We start from the raw sequence: 19,807 nt of genomic DNA on the forward strand, positions 1-19,807 counted from the left end.
ACTTACTCTTCTCGTCAACGCAAAATTAAATTACGATTAAATTGATGACTAAATCATAAGTCGTTTTCTCATAATTGTCAAGCGACTACTAAAATTAATTTTGTAATCCTTTATCACCAATATCATGCCGATAAATTAATCGACCCGTTGAAAGTTGTGTCAATTGCCGATAAACCGCCGTTTGTGCGGCCGCCAACGTTGCTGCCTTGGCAGTCACCATCATGACCCGACCACCCACACTGACTAAATGATCTGGTGTTCCGGCCACGCTAGCATAATCAGCACCAGCTAACGTCGGCACGGGCACATGGGTTTCTGGCATATTCGGATAGCCAGGTGCAGCTAAAACAACGCCTAGATAGGTTTCACTTTTTTGCCAACTAACAGTCGGTTGGCGATGTTGTAAGAGATCCAAAATGAGTTGATAAAAGTCCCCTTGCAGTTGTGGCAACAAAATTTGGGTTTCTGGATCGCCCAATCGCAAATTATATTCGATAACTTGAACACCCTGCGCCGTTAAAATACCCCCAACATACAGAATGCCTTCAAAACTTAACCCTTCGGCCTTGAGCCCACATAATGTCGGTTCAATAATGGTTTGGATGGTTGTTTGGACAATTGCCGGTGTAATTTGTGGCACTGGTGAATAAGCCCCCATGCCGCCAGTATTTGGGCCAAGATCACCATCTTGCAACCGTTTATGGTCTTGTGCTGTTGGTAATAACACGTAGTTGTCACCACCCACCAAAACCATTTGAGAAAACTCAAATCCGGCCATAAAGCCTTCAATCAAGACGGTATCGGTTGTCGCAAAGGCCGCTACTAACGCTTGTTCAGCTTGAACTAAGGTTGTGGCAACGGTAACGCCTTTACCAGCCGCTAGCCCATCAACCTTGATGACCTGTGGTAAAGCAGCCGTTTGACTGTAGGCTTGTGCACTGGCCAAATCATGAAAGACCTGATAGTCGGCGGTTGGAATCTGGTAACGAGACATAAAATCTTTAGCAAATAACTTAGAACTTTCAAGCTGGGCAGTCGCTTGTCGAGGACCGAAAATAGCTAAACCAGCTGCTTGAAAATAATCCACAATTCCAGCTGCTAATGGTACTTCGGGACCAACAAACGTTAAACTAACCATTTGTTGGCGGGCCAAGGTCGCTAACCCGTCAAAGTCTAGTTCATCAATTGCAACTGTTTGAATGCCATCCCGTTGCATTCCCGGATTACCTGGTGCGCATATCACTGTATCGACTTGTGGACTAGCTAACATCGCTTTGGCAATCGCATGTTCGCGACCACCATTTCCAATAATTAAGACCGTTGCCATCTTGTCACCCACCATCCTTTGCTTGATTAATGCCGGAAGTGCCGCACACCAGTTGTCACCATGGCAATGCCATACTTGTCAGCCATAGCAATTGAGTCTTGATCTCGAATACTTCCGCCTGGTTGTACAATTGCGCGAATGCCATGTTGGGCAGCATATTCAACACAATCGTCCATTGGGAAAAAGGCATCCGAAGCTAAAATTGCTTGTTCATAGCCTGGTTGTTGCATGGCTTTATCAATCGCAATCTTAGTTGAATCAATCCGGTTCATTTGACCAGAACCCACGCCCAAGGTCCGATCAGTGGTTGTCACCACAATCGCATTACTCTTCACATGTTTGACCACTTGTTGGCCAAATGCTAACGCCTTTAATTGTTCAGTCGTAGGTTGTTGTTTCGTTACAACCGTAAAATCAGCCGGCGTTTCGATCTTTTGATCAACTGCTTGGCGTAATAACCCACCGCCAACCGAAATCGTTTCAAAACCATCGGCCGTATGTGCTTGATTAAAATCAACCGTCATTAACCGTAAATTCTTTTTCTTCGCTAAAACGGCATAGGCCTCATCATCAAAACTGGGCGCAATAATAATTTCTAAGAATAGCTCATGCATCTTTTGGGCCGTTGCCACATCTACAGGACGGTTTACCGCAATAATGCCCCCAAAAATTGAAATCGAATCAGCAGCATAGGCTTTGTCCCAAGCACTTTCTAGCGTTTCGCCTAAGCCCACGCCACATGGATTCATATGCTTCATCGCGACTACAGCTGGTTGCGCATATTCACTAACCATTCGTAGCGCAGCATCAGCATCTTTGATGTTGTTATAGGACAATTCCTTACCATGCAATTGTTTGGCACCAGTAATTGAAAATGGTGTTGGCAACGCATTTTCATAAAAGGTCGCGGTTTGATGACTGTTTTCGCCATAACGCAAGGCTTGTTTTTTATCATAAGTTAACGTTAGCTTTTCAGGATACGTTTCAGTCGTTAAGTATTGGGCAATTAACGCATCGTAAGCCGCCGTATGTTGAAATACTTTGGCCGCTAAGTTTTGCCGAAAAGCTGGCGTAACCGTATCGGTTTGTAACGCCGTCAACAGGTCCGCATAGTCCGCTGGATCAACCACTGGTAATACCGCCGCAAAGTTTTTTGCCGCTGAACGTAACATCGATGGGCCACCGATATCAATTTGTTCAATTGCTTCAGCTTGGGTCACATCAGGTTGTTGAATCGTGGCCTTAAACGGATACAAATTAACCACAACTAAATCAATTGGCGTAATGCCAGCGTCCTTCAACTGTGCCATATGTGCAGGCACATCGCGTCGCGCTAATAAGCCAGCATGAACATTTGGATGTAAGGTCTTAACCCGACCATCCAACATTTCTGGAAATCCAGTCACGTCTTCAATGCCCATCACCGGAATATTAGCTGCTTCCAACGCTTTTTTGGTGCCACCGGTTGAAACCAATTGATAATCTAATGCCACTAATCCTTGTGCAAACGCTGTTAATCCTTGTTTATCAGATACACTTAATAAGGCCCGTTTTGTCATTTAAATAGCTCCTTCATTAATGAGTGACTGTAAGACGTCTGGATAAAATTGATGTTCCACCGTATGAATCCGCGTGGCTAAACTTTCGATCGTATCAGTTGATAACACGGGGACGACCCGCTGATCAATCACTTGACCAGTATCGACCCCCGCATCGATGTAATGAATGGTGACGCCGGTTTCGCTCACCCCTGCCTGGAAAGCATCTTCAATCCCATGGCGACCCGGAAACTTTGGTAACAGCGCCGGGTGAATGTTTAAAATTCGATGGGGATACGCCGTTAACAACGTGGCACCGATAATGCGCATGTACCCGGCAAGTAAGATTACCTCAACTTGCGCGCGTTGCAGCGCGGTTAAGATAATTTGTTCAGCCGCCGTCTTAGTCGCATAATCATGAAAATTCACGACTAACACCGGCACTTGTAAATCCTGCGCTTTTTTAATAACAGGTGCCAACGATTGATCGCAAACCAGCAACGTGATCTCGGCCGGTATTGACCGGTCAATAATCGCTTGCTGCAACGCGACAAAATTCGTCCCATTGCCAGAAGCAAAAACTGCAATCTTTTTAAGCATGCGCCGCCTCCTGAAAGGCCACTGGCGTATTGCCCGCATTCACTCGGCCAACCTCGACATACGCTTGTTGTCCCGCTGCTAATACTGCTTTAGTTGCCGCCAAATTTTCTGGATGCACCATCAGGACCATCCCTAAGCCCAGGTTAAATGTGCTGCGCATATCACTCGGCGTCAGCTCACCTAATTTGGCTAGCAACGACATGATTGGTGGTACTGACCAAGACCCTAAATCGAATTGTGCGCTCAAGCCCGCTGGTAATGCCCGTGCCACATTTTCAATCAACCCACCACCAGTAATATGAGCGATACTGGCCACTAACTTTTGCTGTAACAGTGGCAAGACACTAGCAACATAGATTTGTGTTGGCCGTAAAAGTTCTGTTTGTAAATCGTGATCAAGTTCGGCAAATTGATGGGTCAATTCAAAGTGATGTTGTTTAAATAAAATATCGCGTACTAAGCTAAAACCATTGGCATGCAATCCGTTAGACGGCAGGCCGATTAACACATCACCAGCCCGTACATTGTCTGGTGTCAGTAAGTCCGCTCGATTAGCAATTCCCACTGCGAAACCTGCTAAATCATAATGATCATTGCCATACATGTCGGGCATCTCGGCAGTTTCGCCACCAATTAAACTGGTCCCGGCCTGTTTGCAGCCAGCGACTACGCCTTGTAAAATTGCCTTTACGCGTGTTTGATCGGTATGTCCAAGGCCCAAATAGTCTAAGAAAAATTGCGGCCGTGCACCTTGTGCCAAAATATCATTGACACACATTGCCACTAAATCAATGCCAATGGTTGTGTGTTGTTGTGCAGCAATAGCGACTAACAATTTCGTTCCAACCCCATCGGTCCCTGCCACTAAGACGGGCTCATTAGCAACGTCACTCGACGTTAGCGGAAACAAGCCGCCAAAAGCCCCTAATTGCGTATTACCACTCATTTGCTTGATCGTTTTTAACACAGCATAGCCAGCATCGATATCGACACCAGCCTGTTTATAGGCATCACTCACCTGCTTCACTCCTCTACTTGTGTAACTGCAATTGTCGAATTTCTTCATCATATTCGACTTGATAATCATAAAGCGGTGTTGGATAATCACCATTAAAGTAAGCCATACATAAGCCACCATATGGCGCTTCAACTTTCAATCCAACTGACTCAATGACGCCAGCCTCACTTAAAAAGCCTAATGAATCGGCACCAAAAGATTGGCACATTTCTGGAATCGTTTGATTAGCCGCGATCAACTCACGTGTCGTTTGAATATCAATGCCATAAAAACAAGGATAGCGTAATGGTGGAGACGCAATTCGCAAATGAACAGACTTGGCACCAGCATCTTTCAACAACTTCACAATGCGGCGACTCGTCGTTCCACGAACGATTGAATCATCAATCAAGACCACCCGTTTACCAGCTACCACCCCTTTTACCGCCGATAACTTCATGCGAACTCCTTGTTCACGCAAGGCTTGCGTTGGTTGGATAAAGGTTCGTGAAGAATATTGATTCTTAATCAGGCCCATTTCATATGGCAGGCCGCTGGCTTCGGCATAACCAGTCGCAGCGGATAGTGATGAGTTCGGTACACCGACCACGATATCGGCCTCAACCGGTTGTTCCTGAGCTAGTCGAGCGCCCATTCGTTTACGAGCTGAGTGCACATTGACGCCATAAATATCGGAATCCGGTCGGGCAAAGTAGATAAATTCCATGGAACAGATCGCTAACTGAGTGTCGGTTGTATAATGATCAATTTTTAAGCCCTGATCATCAATCGTAAGTAGCTCACCAGGATGTACATCTTGAATAAACGTTGCACCCACCGCATCTAACGCACAAGTTTCACTACAAACCACATAACCACCAGTCGGTAGTTGACCGACGACCAAGGGCCGAAAGCCATTGGGATCAAGGGCTGCAAATAATCGATCATTGGTGATTAACAAGTAGGCAAAACCACCTTGGACTTGATTTAAAGCGTCTTTAACTTGTTCATCCAAGGTCGGGGCCTTACTCCGACGAATCAGATGCATCAAGATTTCGCTATCGGAACTCGCATGAAAAATCGCGCCAGCTTGTTCAAGCTCACGACGTAAACTCACGGCGTTCGTCAGATTGCCGTTATGGGCCAAGGCAAACTGGGCATCGCTGAAATTAAATTCTAGCGGTTGAATATTTTCAACACCATGGTTACCCGCGGTGGCATACCGCACATGTCCGACCGCCGCTGTTCCCGTTAGTCGGTCTAAGCGCCGTGGATCACGAAATACATCCGCAAGTAAGCCTAAGCCACGTTCAGATTTTAACGTACCTTGATCATTAGCCGTAATACCCGCGCCCTCTTGACCGCGATGTTGAAGAGCATGTAAACCAAAATAGGTGAGTTGAGCAGCATCAGGAGACCCCCAAACACCAAAGACGCCACATTCTTCATTGAGACCCTTTACTTCAGTCGACATGGCAGCGCCTCCTCCCATAGTTGTTTGGCAAAACTAACTGGCAAATCGAACGCTTGATCAGCGGTTTTAATCCAAAGCCGGTCATCAGTGGTCGTTTGTCCAAGATAAGTCGCGGCTGTGCCCATCAGCTCTTCAAATGCAACTTGTTGCGCTGGCTTTACCGAAACGACAAAACGTGATTGGGTTTCGGCAAAAAAGTCAGTCGCCGACAAGTCACTGGTCAACGTCACACCTAAATCGTGGTCAAAACAACTTTCAGCAATCGCCACAATCAAGCCGCCCTCAGACACATCATGCGCACTAGCCACGAGACCTTTTTGAATGGCGCGTAGTAATAGACGCTGGTTTTGATGTTCCGTAACCAGATCAAAGTCGAATAGTTCACCAGAGACTTGCCCTGTCAGCATTTTTTGAATCTCACTACCGTTAAAATCAGCCCCAGTTGTTCCCAGCACATAGACACCATCGCCGGCTTGCTTGAAATCTTGCGTCGTAATATCGCGTTGGTGTTTGATCAAGCCGACCATTCCAATCATAGGCGTGGGGTAGATAGCTTCGCCGTTTGACTCGTTATTGAGTGAGACATTGCCTGAAATCACCGGCGTGTTGAATAACTGACACGCACGGGCAATCCCTTGGGCTGATTCATCCAAATCATAAAATTGTTCCGGCTTTTCGGGGTTACCGTAATTCAAACAATCTGTAATCCCAAGTGGTACACCACCAGAAGCGATAATATTGCGTGCCGCTTCAGCTACGGCAATTTCGCCACCAATTCGAGGGTTTAAATATAAGTAACGTCCATTTACATCGGTTGTCATCGCTAGGGCCTTATCGGTATGGCGAATCCGAATGACACCAGCATCCGAGCCCGGTTTAACCACCGTATTCGTTTGGACTTGTGAATCATAAGTTTCATAAAGTGATTTTTTAGAAGCAATCGTTGGCTGCTGCAACATTTTTTTCAACGTCCCAGTTGCATCAACTAGTCGTGGCATAAATTGATGATGGCTCTGCTTGGTTAACCGACTTGGTCGCTTTTTATCCCGTTGATAAACGGGCGCTTTAGTCGCCAACGCATCTACCGGCACATCAGCTACCAGTTGACCGTGATGAAATAATTGGTATTGATGCCCTTCAGTGACTTCGCCAATCTTAACCGCATCTAACCCATACTTTTCAAACACGGCGTAAATTTCGGCTTCGGCGCCGGCTTTGACGCACAACAACATTCGTTCTTGTGATTCCGATAACATCAATTCAAACGGCGTCATCCCGCTTTCACGTTGTGGTACTAAATCTAAGTTCAATTCCAGTCCACTGCCAGCTTTCGAGGCCATTTCAGCGGACGATGAAACTAAGCCCGCCGCCCCCATGTCTTGAATCCCGATCAACACATCGCGATGCTCATGGATAACTTCCAAACAAGCTTCCATTAACAGTTTTTCCATAAATGGATCACCCACTTGTACTGCAGAGCGTTGCGTGGCTTTAGCATCGTTGAATTCGGCCGAGGCAAACGAGGCCCCATTAATGCCATCACGGCCCGTCTTGGCACCGACATAAATCACGCTATTGCCAATTCCGGTGGCTTGCCCTTTTTGAATATCGGCCTGATCCAAAATTCCGACACACATCGCATTAACAAGCGGATTTTTTTGATAACTGGCATCAAATACAGTATCACCGCCAACCGTTGGAATCCCGATACAGTTACCATAACCACCGATGCCGGCGACCACTTGTGAAATCAAATATTTCGTATGCGCATCATCGGGTTCGCCAAAACGCAAACTGTCCAGTAGCGCAATCGGGCGCGCCCCCATCGAAAAGATGTCCCGAATAATCCCGCCAACACCAGTCGCGGCCCCTTCATATGGCTCAACCGCGGAGGGATGATTATGACTTTCCGCTTTAAAGACAACGGCTTGTCCATCACCAATATCAATGATTCCCGCCCCTTCACCAGGGCCTTCTAAAACTTGTTCGCCTTGGGTCCAAAACTTTTTGAGGACTGGTTTCGAATTTTTATAAGAACAGTGTTCACTCCACATCCCAGAAAACAATCCGGCTTCCGTGTAATTCGGCAACCGACCAAGAACTTTTTCACTAATGAGTTGATACTCATCATCCGTTAAGCCCCAGTCACGGTAAACTTTTTGATCACGCAATTCATTGGCCGATAAGGTTTGGTTTTTAAGCATGGGCAACCTCCTGAGTTTGGCGAGCAATTAACGATTGGAACAAACCAAGGCCATCCGTTGAGCCTAATAGCGCTTCAACTGCACGCTCAGGATGAGGCATCATCCCTAAAACATTGCCTTGACGATTCATAATTCCCGCAATATTAGCCACACTACCATTTGGATTTGCCGCATATTCAAATAAGATTTGATGATTGGCCCGTAATTCAGCTAAGGTATCATCGTCGCAATAGTAATTCCCTTCGCCGTGCGCAATCGGTAGCTGAATATGTGCATCCGGTTCATAAGCTGAGGTAAATTGTGTTGACGTATTTTTAACGATTAACTCACTCGTCTGACAAATAAATTGACCACGACGGTTAGCTTGTAACGCACCGGGTAACAGGCCAGCTTCAGTTAAGATTTGGAACCCATTACAAATACCCACAACCGGCTTTCCGGCCGCTGCCATCGCTTTAATTGCCGTCATAACCGGTGCAAACCGAGCAATCGCGCCACTGCGCAAGTAATCACCATATGAAAACCCACCCGGTAAAATCACGGCATCGTATTGATCGAGAGTCGTCGTTGTTGCCGCCGGAACTAAATCAGCTTCAACCTGCAAAACATCACGTAGCGCATTGACCATATCGTGGTCGCAATTAGAACCTGGAAAAACCGGGACTGCAAATTTCATCGTTTAGAGCGCCTCCATCTCGGTAATTTCGTATCGATAGGTTTCCATATTAACGTTGGCCAATAATTGATCACACATTTCATCAACTTCCGTGGCAACAGGACGTTCACCGGCGGCTAGTTTAAGTTCAAAATATTTACCCAGTTCCACTGACTGAACATTTTCATAGCCCAATCGATGTAAAGCATCGTTCACCGCTTCACCTTTGGGATCGAGGATAGAATCTTTATAAGTCACATATACTTTAACGAGATACATTAAGCTTGACTCCCTTCAACGGCAGTTAACCGGTTTAAGACTTCTTGGTAAACGGTGGTGAGATCACCCAAATCATGACGGAAGACATCCTTATCTAGTGACTTTTTCGTCTTTTTATCCACTAATCGACAACTGTCAGGGGAAATTTCATCGGCCAATAACACATGGCCCGTTGACGTTAAGCCAAATTCAATCTTAAAATCAACGAGTTCAATGGCCATTTCGTTAAAAATAGTTTGCAACCGATCATTAACCAATAACGCTTGTCGACGCATTTCGGCAAGTACCTCAGGTGTCGCAATCTTAAGCGCAGTTATTTGAGAATCATTAATAAATGGATCATCTAAGTCATCACTCTTATAAAAGAATTCCATCACCGGTGTTGCAAAACTGGTTAAATGGGGCACATTAAATTTACGTTCAAAGCTTCCAGAAGCCGCATTTCGGACGACTGTTTCGAGTGGAATCATGTTAACACGTCGAACTAATTGAACGTGTTCAGATAGCTGATCGATAAAATGATTGGCAATACCATGTTGGGCCAAGTCCTTGAAAATCAAGCTTGAAATCCGGTTATTTAATAAGCCTTTTTGATCAATTGCCACTTTACGTTTACCGTTCAGTGCCGTTGCCTGATCGAGATAATCGACCCACAAAACATCAGGATCAGTCGTTTGATACATCATTTTTGCTTTACCGGTATACAGCAAGTCACCTTTTTCAATCGTCATGTTTATTGTGCTCCCTTCAACAAATCCATCATGTGTAAACTCTGATTCAACTCATCCGTGACAATCGTGATATGCCCCATTTTACGTTGTGGCTTAATCTCGGCCTTGCCATAATCATGGAAATGCCATTCGGGATGCGCCACAAGTTGGTCACGAGCCACGGTTAAATCGGCCCCCAATAAGTTGCGCATCACCGCTGGCTTAAGCTGGGTAATCGGCGGAATAGGTAACCCACAAATACTACGAATGTGGGCTTCAAACTGAGAAATATTACAAGCTTCTATCGTATAATGCCCAGAATTGTGGGGTCTTGGTGCTAGTTCGTTTACTAATAACCGATCATCTGGCAGGACAAAGAACTCAATCCCTAAAACACCACGTAACGACAACGCATTGGCGATTGATACTGCAATTTGTTGGGCAGCGGCATGAACGGCTGGTCCGACAGTTGCAGGTGCAATGGTCGTGTGCAAAATATGATTTTTATGCCGATTTTCAACTAAGGGAAAGGTCGTGACGACGCCAGTAGCACTGCGCGTCACCATCATTGAAACTTCTAATCGAAAGGTTTGGCGTGCTTCTAAAATACATGGTTGATCAAGTAACGCTAAGGCTGCTTCGCTTGGGAGAGTTGTCATTAAGTCGGTTTGTCCGTGACCATCATAGCCACCAGCTGCTGTTTTTAAAATGGCCGGCGTCCCCACTCGCTGCATGGCATAAATCAACGATTGCTCATCTGTCACTGCCGCAAACTCGGTAACAGGAATCCCATTATCATGCAAAAACTGCTTTTCATTTAATCGATTTCCCGTAATATGCAATAACGCTGTGCCTTGCGGTAAAGCCGCATATTGTTGGGCCGCGATCAACGCAGCCTCATCGACATTTTCAAATTCATAAGTTAAAACATCGCTACGCTTGGCAAGGTCAATCAACGCCGATTGGTCATCATAGGGCGCCGTAATTTGAAAATCGGCCACTTGAGCCGCGGGTGCTTGCGGCGTTGGATCTAAAATTCCCACATGATAACCCATACTCTTCGCACTAAGTGCCAACATCTGACCCAGTTGACCACCACCAACAATCCCGATTGTCGCTGGTGGCAAAATCGGTTGCTTAGAAGTCACGTTCACTTTGTTCCGCCTCCTGCCGTTGCTGCTGCCGAAAATCCAGTACCGCTTGTTGACTAGTTGCATCCTGTAACCCCAAAATTTGTGCCGCCATCAGCGCGGCATTCTTTGCGCCTGCTGTCCCAATTGCCATTGTTGCTACCGGTATCCCACCCGGCATTTGCACAATAGATAACAACGAATCCATCCCATTCAACGCTTTCGTTTGCATCGGCACGCCAATCACTGGTAACACCGTGTTGGCCGCGAGCATCCCAGGTAAATGGGCCGCACCACCGGCACCAGCAATAATGACTTGAATTCCCAACTCCGCCGCTTGCTGCCCATAGCTTTGCAATTTATCCGGCATCCGATGTGCCGAAATAATGTGCCGTTCATAATCGATTCCGAGGGCCGCCAATTGTTCGGCAGCCAGTTGCATGGTCGGCCAATCTGAGATCGACCCCATTACTAAACTAACTTTCGCCATTTCAATCCCTCTTTCCATCTTTTCACCATTAGTTTAGCAAGACATGGTTTCGCTGTCAACGAATTTCTTAACTTTATCCATAAATTAACATTTTAATGTTCGTGTTTAACAAAATAACCAGATTATTCAACTCACTAAATATAACAAACATTTTGGACGATTATACATTCATTTCAATGCTTAAAGCTGTATTTAGTGGGTTACGTTGACTTTTCAATATTATTTTATTTATCCAAAATTAACCGAACAATAAAAAAAGCAGCCATCAATTAAGATGACTGCACAGAACTTCAATTTTAGCTGTTGCTAGAGGCGCCAGAAACTTCATCAACATCAGGCTTAGCTGGTTTTTCAGGTTCTGCAGTTGGTTCTGCATCCGCTGAAGCACCAGAAACTTCATCAACTTCTGGTTTAGCAGGCTTTTCTGCTGCCTTGCTTCTCGATGAAGCACCAGATACAGCATCGGTTTCAGCATCAGGATCTTTAACTAACATTTGACCCGTGTGTTCCAAGTAGTAATTAACCATTGGCATAATATCTAAGACTAACTCGTTAATCCCTTTATAGTCGCCATCAGCATCATGCATCGCCTTATAGTAATGCATGACATACTTGTCAGCACCCATACCAGGAACTGGCAAACGGAACATATCCGTTTTACCAGTCCGCAACATATGAATCACTTGTTTAACATGTGGAATGGCTGGTTTAGGATGGCAATCAGCCATTGGGTTCCCGGCTTGCGCTGGGGTCCGGGCAGCCAACATATCTTTAGCTTCCAAGAAATGGTTGTAATAGATAAATTGGTTATTGGCATCGGCGTAAGTTAATTCCATTGGCATTGAATTCAAGAAATAATTCAATTGGTTAACGGTAAGCAACCCACGATCTAACTTAACGTAGTCGTCACCTTCAGCCGCATGCGTCTTTTCAGCGGCCTTTTCAACCCAATCAGCCGCATGCATATCAACGCCTTCAACGGTCGTTTCAACTTTGCCATGTGATTCCAAGTCTTCAGCTTCCCAACCGGGATCTTCCGGCTTGTTCATGTCGTTAATCACGGTCACAAACTTAAGGAATTTTTCAAGCGTCGTCTTTAAGAAGGACACAGTGCGTTCGTCTTTGAGATTTTGTTGATCATCAAACGCCGTCTTCACGTCGCCTAATAAGAATTCGTTACCAGGCATGACCACTGCGTCAACACCCGGTGATTCCAAGATTTGGCGCAAGTTTAACTGTGCTCGAGAGGAGCCTTGATCATAATAAGACGCACCCACGATCATCACTGGCTTCCCCGCCATTGGATGAATCTTGAAAGATAACCATTCGATGACACTCTTCAAACTAGCCGTAATCGTATGGTTATGTTCAGGGGTCGCAATAATGATCCCATCAGCATGTTCGATCTTCCGTTTCAAATATTGAACAGCATCGCCTTCAGTTTGATCATCACTTTGATTGAACAATGGGACATCATTAATATCCAAAAGTTCGATATCGGCTTCATCACCAAAGTGACTCGCAATATACTTTAATAACATCCGATTGTATGACTTATCAGCCACCGAACCGGCAATTCCAACTAACTTCATAACTTATAGCTCCTCTCGTTATAGATTGGCCCAATCCAAATCGCGGATTTCTTGCCGATTAGCTTCATTCGCATGATTCAATTGCTTCGTCAAGTCCACAAAAGTTTCAAAATCACGGAATAACCCGGCTAACTTAGCCAGCTTGGTTTGGTCAATCATATTACCATCATCATCAAAGGCCTGTAATGAGTGGCCTAATAAGAATTCTGAACTTGGCATGATTCGTGCGCGTAATTCAGGTGAATCTAAAATCTGACGCAAATGTTCTTGCGCACGTGAAGTCCCCAAAGCCCCATACGATGCACCAATAATCATGACGGGTTTATCTGCAAAGGGATGAATGTAATAAGATAGCCATTCTAAGGCGTTCATCAAAACAGCGGGTGCTGAATGATCATATTCTGGCGTACTGATGATGACCCCGTCAGCTTGATCAATTTGGTCCGCAATCGCTTGCGCCGTAGCTGGAATTTGCTTATCCGCTGGCTTGTTAAACAACGGTAAGTCCTTAATTTCAACGAGTTCAATTTCCGCTTGTTTAGCGAAATGTTTTTGCATAAATTGCAATAATTTTCGATTGGTCGACTTATCTGAATTAGTGCCGACAATCGCAACAAACTTGTGCATGTCAAATAACTCCTTTAACTAAATGATTGAATAACATATATTTTTCTAATTGCTGCCTATATTGTAAACGATTTCACGATATAAATCAAAAGTATATTTAAGCCGGCGCTTCATCGGGGGCCATAAGTAATTGAATCAGGTCCTGTCGCGCAATCGCACCAAAATAAGTCGTTAAATCTAATGGTGCCAACGCTTCAGTAACCGCAGCAGTCGTGTATTTAACCCCTTTTAAGTGGTCAATAACCGCTTGCACGGGTTGGGCGCCGAAGAAGTCACCATAAATGGTCACATCAGCGATGCGCTCATGCTCAATATTTAACTGAAATTCAACCGTCCCCGCGGAAAAATGCCGGCGATGAGTGACTGTATAGGCCGGCGCGGCGCCGTAAATCCAATCCCAGTTCTTAAAATAAGTTTGATTGAGTTGCGCAACCCCATTTTGAATGGCAGCATCTAATGGATAGCTTGAAGCCCGGGCTAAATCATGGACACCGAGAATCTCTCGTGCCAAAATATCGCGGAATCCTTCAATAGTTAGATTTCGATACTTGGGATCTAAGTAAGGCCGCAGATTGGTCACGCGGCTTTTAACCGACTTAATCCCCTTGGACGCGAGTTTATCGGCTGGCACATTTAACGCTTTTTCAATCTGCGTTTGATCCACATCATACATTAGCGTGCCATGTGAAAACATACGGCCGTTTTCAACATGCATCGCATTGCCAGAAAACTTCTTTCCGTCAATCAAGAGATCATTACGACCACTTAATTCAGCCCCAGTCGCACCCATTTTGTGTAACGCATTTAATACGGGTTCCGTGAAACGTTTGAAGTTTCCGAAGCCGTTGCCGTCATCCTTGGTAATAAAGCTAAAACTCACGTTGCCTAAATCATCAAAGACCGCGCCACCACCAGACGTCCGACGGGTTAAGATAATATCATGATCCGTCACGTATTGTTGATTAATCTCGGCGCGCACATTTTGATAGCGACCGACAATAATACAAGGCGAGTTGATATAAAAATATAAAATTGGCTCTGTTAAATCAGCATGTTCCATTAAATAAGTCTCAATCGCTAAGTTCGTACGAATATCATGACTCGGACTAGTTAAATATCGCATCGCTACCGCTCCTTTTTAGTCTAAATACAAGTGCCGTAAATCGGCCAATTCCGTCTTGGTTAATTTTAATTCGGTCCGTAAATAATGTTGCATATTGCCGGATTGCCGTTTGATTTCGGCTAAAGCGGTATCCAAATAATCGCCATTAACTGACCACAATGCCTTCACACTCGATAAAGTAGCCTCATCAACGCCTTGAGCTTGGGCTTTTTTAACCATGTTATCGATCCGTTGCTTGGAGGTTTCATTACTTAATAAGTAATCCTGCCGAATCGTCTTTGGATCAACGCCTAACGCGCTCAATAAGTATACGGCACCCATCCCAGTCCGATCTTTACCAGCCGTGCAATGGAATAATAAAGTTTCATTAGCTTGGTCATTGGCAAGCAAGTTATCGAAGAACCGTCGATATTCATTTTTAGCATGTTGTTCCGTTGCAATCATGCGGTAGACTTTCAACATGTGTCGGTAGCCGCCATCGGGATTTTTTTCCAAATTAGCGGTCATTTTATCAGTTCCATCAGAATTCCGTGTTTCATCCACATTAAAGACTGGTGCAAATTGATACTTAGCATTACCAGGGACACGATCAGGATCATCCAAAACTTCTTTTGGTGATCGAAAATCAATGTCATAGCGAACGCCATATTGATCTAAGAATTGTAAATCCGTTTCCGTTAATTGACTTAAATTCCCCGTCCGAATCACTTTATGCCATTTAACAGTGTGACCATCTTGGGTCGGATAGCCGCCCAATTCCCGGAAGTTAATTCCTTGTTGCATCGTTAAGACCCGTTGTTTTGTCATGCGTTCATCCACCTATTCTATAAGATTATCTCTACCACTATTCTACCATGGTCATGAAGGTCACGATTAGAAATCTGCCACATTAATTGACAATGCTGGCCACGGTGAGAAAATGAAAGTAATCAACGAATAATGGAGGATTTTTTCATGACATTTGACTACAAGCACCAGGAAGACTGGCAACAAGTTGGTGGTAACCATCAATCCCCAATCGCAATCAACACGACCACCGCTATTGACTCACAACTATCAGCGATTAGTTGGCGCGGTTTGTACCAAGCCAAAACCATCCAAGGCGACGAAAACACCTTGACCGCTGCGGGTACTGGGATGGCCTACTTAAACGATCGTGATTTTAACTTTGAACAAGTTCACTTTCACATTCCCGCTGAACACATCATTGATGACGTAACAGCCCCAATTGAATGGCACCTCGTCCATCGTAGTGCTACTGGTCAAATCGCCGTTGTTGCCATTATGGGCCGAATTGGCAAACCTAATCAAAGCTTCCAAAATTTATTAGATCAATTAACACCAAATAGTCAACACGACTTGACTGAACCGATTAACTTAACTGAATTATTACCAGATACAGGCACGGTTTATCACTACTTAGGTTCATTGACTACCCCACCGTTAACCGAAACAGTGGAATGGTACGTTTGTGGAGACAGCGTCATGATCGGCGAACAACAATTAGCTGCTTATCAAGCTTTATTCGCTGGCAATACCCGCGCCGTTCAACCATTGAACGACCGGCCAATTATTGCTGAACGTTTCTAAATGACGGTTGAAATGAGGGGATCGCTATGTCGAAGAAAATACTAGTTAGTCTGCTAGCTTGTGGTGCCTTTTTATTATTAATTATTGGTTTAGGCTTGAGTAACCAGCTGCACAGCGACCAAGCTAGCCATGTCATTTCTAGTCAACGACGCCCGCTAATTCTAATTCCGGGTAGCGATAGCATGTCAAACGATTTTGATGTCTTAATCAAACAACTGAATGCCCAACAAACTCATCCAATTGTGAAATTGACCGTCACTAAAGATCAACAGCTTAAGTTCCAAGAAATCCGAACCAAAGATACCCCTTTAAATGACACGATTATTGTGGTGCATTTCGAAAATAGCCGTGACAATAACGAAACCATCGTTGAACAAACTAATGGTCTCGCTGCCGCAATCACTTATTTGCACAAACGTCTGGGGCTAAAAACTGCCAACGCCCTTGGTTACTCAAACGGTGGCCTCATTTTAAGTCGTTACCTCGCCGGTCTAAGTGACAAAACACCACTTAGCATTCGCAGCATCATGCTGGTGGGCACGCCTTTCATTGGGACCAATACCAACCAACCTGATACCACGTTGTTCAAGCCACTTAAAACTCATCGGCAGGCCTTTAAGTCGTTGCATGCTGTCGTTAATGTGGCTGGCGACACGGGTCAAAGTAGCGATGGTATCGTGCCCGTTAGCAGCGTTCAAGCTGGTCAACAGCTGTTCATGCAACAAGCCCAACGTTATACCCAGATGACCGTTAATGAAGCTGGGTTAAGCCACACCAACTTCTTGCAACAACGCTATTTAGCCCGTCTTGTCCGCCAAAATCTGCTTAATCAGTAATAATCTAAAAGCCCGTCACTTTTGATTGTGACGGGCTTTTAATCTGTTCATTCAAAGGTTGAAAGCTGATAATTGTTCTTGGCTAAATTAGCCACCTACGCCAGCCAGTAATTCCGCCGACTGTGGGGACCGGCTCCAGCCAAAGAACGGGCTTCCGCCTCGCTTTTAAGCCTAGCCCAAACCGCTAGTCTCAAAAGGCGTCCACATCGTAAGCCCGGAAAAATCATCCGGACTTACGATGTTTACACGGCCGGCGCCATCACTGACTGGCTCCGGTTACATTGCGACTACCAATCAATCGCGTAGTCACCATAACCGAGAGTGAGTCCACATTGAGCCCAGCCGTGGAGGCTCTTAGCGATTTATCGCTTAAAGCTCGGCGCTTTTGAAACGCGGGCTTGGCGGTTCAAAACGACGGTTCAGACAGCTTTTTGGCTGAACCGGTCCGTCCACAGCGTTCCGGCTCAAGATGGGCGAACGGTAGGTGGCAAATAATCCTACCAATACTTGGCATTACCAGCGATCACTACTTAAAATAGCTTTTACGCTTTAGCCATTTCAGTTTTAAGAGTTAGCGGTCGCAACAAAACGAGCAAGTTCGTCCGAAGACATACCAGCACTCACACCGACTAATAATTTAATCCGCGCTTTTTGTCCATTCAAACCTTGGCAGAAAATCACGCCCATTTGTTTCAACTGAACGCCCCCACCTTCATAATCATAGACATCTTGGGCAATCCCGTTGAAACATCGCGAAACCAACACAACCGGAATATCTAAATCAAGTAACTTTTGAACCGCCGCTAACGTTACGGGTGGTAAGTTACCAGCGCCAAGGGCTTCAATAACGACCCCATTAGTCGTTGGTTGTGCAATTGCTTCAAGTAATTCTGGCCCCATACCGGCATACGCTTTGATCAAAAAGACGTTATCAGCTACCGTTTGAATGGGACACACGGTTGATCGTAATAAAGATTCAAAGAAAACCACGCCGTGTTTGGCCACTAACCCAATCGGACCAAAGGTTGGTGTCCGGAAAGTTGCCACATTAGTTGTATGCGTTTTGGTGACATACCGTGCCGAATGAATTTCATCGTTCATCACGACTAAGACCCCTTTATCGGCAGCATCTGGCGTACTAGCTGTTTGAATCGCCGTTTCCAAATTGTGCAACCCATCAGAGCCAATCTCATTAGCAGAACGCATTGCCCCAGTCACCACCACCGGTAGCTCATTTGGCAACGTTAGATCTAAGAAATACGCGGTTTCTTCCAACGTATCGGTTCCGTGGGTCACCACCACGCCATCGATTCCTTCGTGGGCCGCTTTAGCGATCCGTTGCTTTAATTCCAACATTCGAGCTGGCGTAATATGTGGCGATGGTAAATTAAAGACATCTTCAGTCGTTAATTCAATATCACCGGCCATCGAATATTCATAGCTATCTAACGGATTTTGGGCACCTGGCGCCATATTTCCGGCTTCATCGGCCGACATCGCAATCGTACCGCCAGTGTGTAAAACTAAAATCTTTTTCAAAAACTTTTCCTCCTATAATGGTCGCAACCTAAACTCAGTAATTGTCATTTTAGGCTAGCCATGCTGGGATTGCAATCACAAACACGCTTAACCCTCCTACTAGGTTAGTTAGTCATCATCAGTTATCACCATGAGTAACGAACCTCACACAACCCAAATCTAGCCTAAGAAAGAAAATTTATGATCTTGATAAACGCTGGTACCATCCCCTTTTAATCGGTTTTGGTTGCCTCACAAAATCAAATTAAGTTGACAATTCAGCTAGTTGCTTTTATAGTTAGTTACATAAGCAACTAACCAAATAACTTTTAAAAAAATAAAGGGGTACAAAATCATGCCTACAACACCAATTATGACCGTCGCCGACTTACACAAGACATACGGTAAAGCCGGCAGTAAACAATATGAAGCCTTAAAAGGGATCGACTTCGATGTGCAACCCGGCGAATTTGTCGGCATCATGGGGGCTTCTGGCTCAGGGAAAACCACCTTACTCAACATGCTCGCAACCTTAGATCAACCAACTAGCGGTGAAGTGACCATCCATCAACAACCAATCACCCATTTAAAGGGCAATCAGCTCGCTGACTTCCGCGCTAAAGAAATCGGCTTTATCTTCCAAGATTTCAACTTATTAGAAACGATGACGGCTTACGAAAACATTGCTTTGCCTTTAATGTTACAAAACGTTGCTAGCAAAAAAATTCGCCCCGCCGTTGAACAAGTTGCCACCCAATTAGGGATCAACGACTTTTTGACCAACTATCCTAACGAATTATCTGGTGGTCAAAAGCAACGGGTCGCTGCAGCTCGTGCGTTAATCAATGAACCCGCCATTTTATTCGGTGATGAACCAACTGGGGCCTTGGATTCTAAATCTGCCCGTGAATTACTCGACATGTTCACCAAGATCAATCAAGAACAAGCCGTTTCCATCTTACTGGTCACCCATGATCCATTTTCAGCCAGTTATTGCCAACGCATTTTATTTATTAAAGATGGTAAGATTGGCCAGGAATTACGCCGTGATCAATTAAGTCGCCGTGATTTTTATCAACAAATTCTCGATACTTTAGGGACCTTCGAACAATAGAAA

General features: G+C 45.0%; 19 protein-coding genes. 3 read left to right on the top strand and 16 right to left on the bottom strand.

The genetic code is table 11. The annotated features are described in order from the left end of the window. Nucleotides 1–94 precede the first annotated feature (94 nt). The 15 genes from purD to FFM84_RS12970 form a co-directional block, all read right to left on the bottom strand. Nucleotides 95–1,327 (bottom strand): phosphoribosylamine--glycine ligase, encoded by a 1,233-nt coding sequence (purD, locus tag FFM84_RS12900; protein ID WP_130845427.1) that lies wholly within the window; start codon nt 1,325–1,327, stop codon nt 95–97. Nucleotides 1,328–1,353: 26 nt separating this feature from the next. Then, a complete protein-coding gene (gene purH / locus FFM84_RS12905; RefSeq protein ID WP_130845426.1) occupies nt 1,354–2,886 on the bottom strand; it encodes a bifunctional phosphoribosylaminoimidazolecarboxamide formyltransferase/IMP cyclohydrolase in 1,533 nt (510 codons plus the stop codon). Then, nucleotides 2,887–3,465 (bottom strand): phosphoribosylglycinamide formyltransferase, encoded by a 579-nt coding sequence (purN, locus tag FFM84_RS12910; protein WP_130845425.1) that lies wholly within the window; start codon nt 3,463–3,465, stop codon nt 2,887–2,889. Further along, entirely contained in the window at nt 3,458–4,483 is a 1,026-nt protein-coding gene (gene purM, locus FFM84_RS12915; RefSeq protein ID WP_130845424.1) for a phosphoribosylformylglycinamidine cyclo-ligase, read from the bottom strand. Before purM ends, purN begins: the two co-directional genes overlap by 8 nt. Nucleotides 4,484–4,496: 13 nt before the next feature. Then, the gene (gene purF / locus FFM84_RS12920) at nt 4,497–5,936 is read right to left on the bottom strand and encodes an amidophosphoribosyltransferase (protein WP_130845423.1); all 1,440 of its coding nucleotides are present in this window, start codon (nt 5,934–5,936) and stop codon (nt 4,497–4,499) included. Further along, a complete protein-coding gene (gene purL / locus FFM84_RS12925; RefSeq protein WP_130845422.1) occupies nt 5,921–8,140 on the bottom strand; it encodes a phosphoribosylformylglycinamidine synthase subunit PurL in 2,220 nt (739 codons plus the stop codon). Before purL ends, purF begins: the two co-directional genes overlap by 16 nt. Then, nucleotides 8,133–8,816: a phosphoribosylformylglycinamidine synthase subunit PurQ gene (gene purQ / locus FFM84_RS12930; RefSeq protein ID WP_130845421.1), complete on the bottom strand. Its 684-nt coding sequence runs from the start codon at nt 8,814–8,816 to the stop codon at nt 8,133–8,135. Before purQ ends, purL begins: the two co-directional genes overlap by 8 nt. Nucleotides 8,817–8,819: 3 nt before the next feature. After that, entirely contained in the window at nt 8,820–9,074 is a 255-nt protein-coding gene (purS, locus tag FFM84_RS12935) for a phosphoribosylformylglycinamidine synthase subunit PurS (RefSeq protein ID WP_130845420.1), read from the bottom strand. Continuing rightward, nucleotides 9,074–9,811, bottom strand: coding sequence for a phosphoribosylaminoimidazolesuccinocarboxamide synthase (gene purC / locus FFM84_RS12940; protein ID WP_130845419.1), 738 nt, complete (start codon nt 9,809–9,811; stop codon nt 9,074–9,076). Before purC ends, purS begins: the two co-directional genes overlap by 1 nt. Further along, nucleotides 9,808–10,938 (bottom strand): 5-(carboxyamino)imidazole ribonucleotide synthase, encoded by a 1,131-nt coding sequence (gene purK / locus FFM84_RS12945; protein ID WP_130845418.1) that lies wholly within the window; start codon nt 10,936–10,938, stop codon nt 9,808–9,810. The genes purC and purK overlap by 4 nt, the downstream gene beginning before the upstream one ends. After that, nucleotides 10,922–11,404 carry a 5-(carboxyamino)imidazole ribonucleotide mutase gene (purE, locus tag FFM84_RS12950; RefSeq protein ID WP_130845417.1) on the bottom strand — a complete coding sequence of 161 codons (483 nt, stop codon included), beginning with the start codon at nt 11,402–11,404 and terminating at the stop codon, nt 10,922–10,924. Before purE ends, purK begins: the two co-directional genes overlap by 17 nt. Nucleotides 11,405–11,700: 296 nt before the next feature. Further along, the gene (locus FFM84_RS12955) at nt 11,701–12,996 is read right to left on the bottom strand and encodes an NADPH-dependent oxidoreductase (protein ID WP_130845416.1); all 1,296 of its coding nucleotides are present in this window, start codon (nt 12,994–12,996) and stop codon (nt 11,701–11,703) included. Between the two features lie 18 nt (nt 12,997–13,014). Continuing rightward, nucleotides 13,015–13,623 carry an NADPH-dependent FMN reductase gene (locus tag FFM84_RS12960; RefSeq protein WP_130845415.1) on the bottom strand — a complete coding sequence of 203 codons (609 nt, stop codon included), beginning with the start codon at nt 13,621–13,623 and terminating at the stop codon, nt 13,015–13,017. Between the two features lie 97 nt (nt 13,624–13,720). Beyond that, on the bottom strand, nt 13,721–14,746 hold the full coding sequence (lplA, locus tag FFM84_RS12965) for a lipoate--protein ligase (RefSeq protein ID WP_130845414.1): 1,026 nt from the start codon (nt 14,744–14,746) through the stop codon (nt 13,721–13,723). A 15-nt stretch (nt 14,747–14,761) separates the two neighbouring features. Then, complete coding sequence (locus FFM84_RS12970) at nt 14,762–15,553, bottom strand: tyrosine-protein phosphatase (RefSeq protein ID WP_130845413.1); 792 nt, start codon at nt 15,551–15,553, stop codon at nt 14,762–14,764. Between the two features lie 147 nt (nt 15,554–15,700). On the opposite strand from FFM84_RS12970, the gene FFM84_RS12975 reads away from it, so the two are divergent. After that, nucleotides 15,701–16,336 (top strand): carbonic anhydrase family protein, encoded by a 636-nt coding sequence (locus FFM84_RS12975; protein ID WP_130845412.1) that lies wholly within the window; start codon nt 15,701–15,703, stop codon nt 16,334–16,336. A 26-nt stretch (nt 16,337–16,362) separates the two neighbouring features. After that, nucleotides 16,363–17,172 carry an alpha/beta hydrolase gene (locus tag FFM84_RS12980; RefSeq protein ID WP_130845411.1) on the top strand — a complete coding sequence of 270 codons (810 nt, stop codon included), beginning with the start codon at nt 16,363–16,365 and terminating at the stop codon, nt 17,170–17,172. A gap of 564 nt (nt 17,173–17,736) precedes the next feature. Here the strand turns inward: FFM84_RS12980 and FFM84_RS12985 are convergent. After that, nucleotides 17,737–18,711: an asparaginase gene (locus tag FFM84_RS12985; RefSeq protein ID WP_130845410.1), complete on the bottom strand. Its 975-nt coding sequence runs from the start codon at nt 18,709–18,711 to the stop codon at nt 17,737–17,739. A gap of 334 nt (nt 18,712–19,045) precedes the next feature. Here FFM84_RS12985 and FFM84_RS12990 point away from each other — a divergent pair, with 334 nt between their 5' ends. After that, nucleotides 19,046–19,804 (top strand): ABC transporter ATP-binding protein, encoded by a 759-nt coding sequence (locus FFM84_RS12990; protein ID WP_130845409.1) that lies wholly within the window; start codon nt 19,046–19,048, stop codon nt 19,802–19,804. The last annotated feature ends 3 nt before the right edge of the window (nt 19,805–19,807 follow it).

Source organism: Lactiplantibacillus mudanjiangensis, assembly GCF_005405385.1.
GTDB classification, from domain to species: domain Bacteria; phylum Bacillota; class Bacilli; order Lactobacillales; family Lactobacillaceae; genus Lactiplantibacillus; species Lactiplantibacillus mudanjiangensis.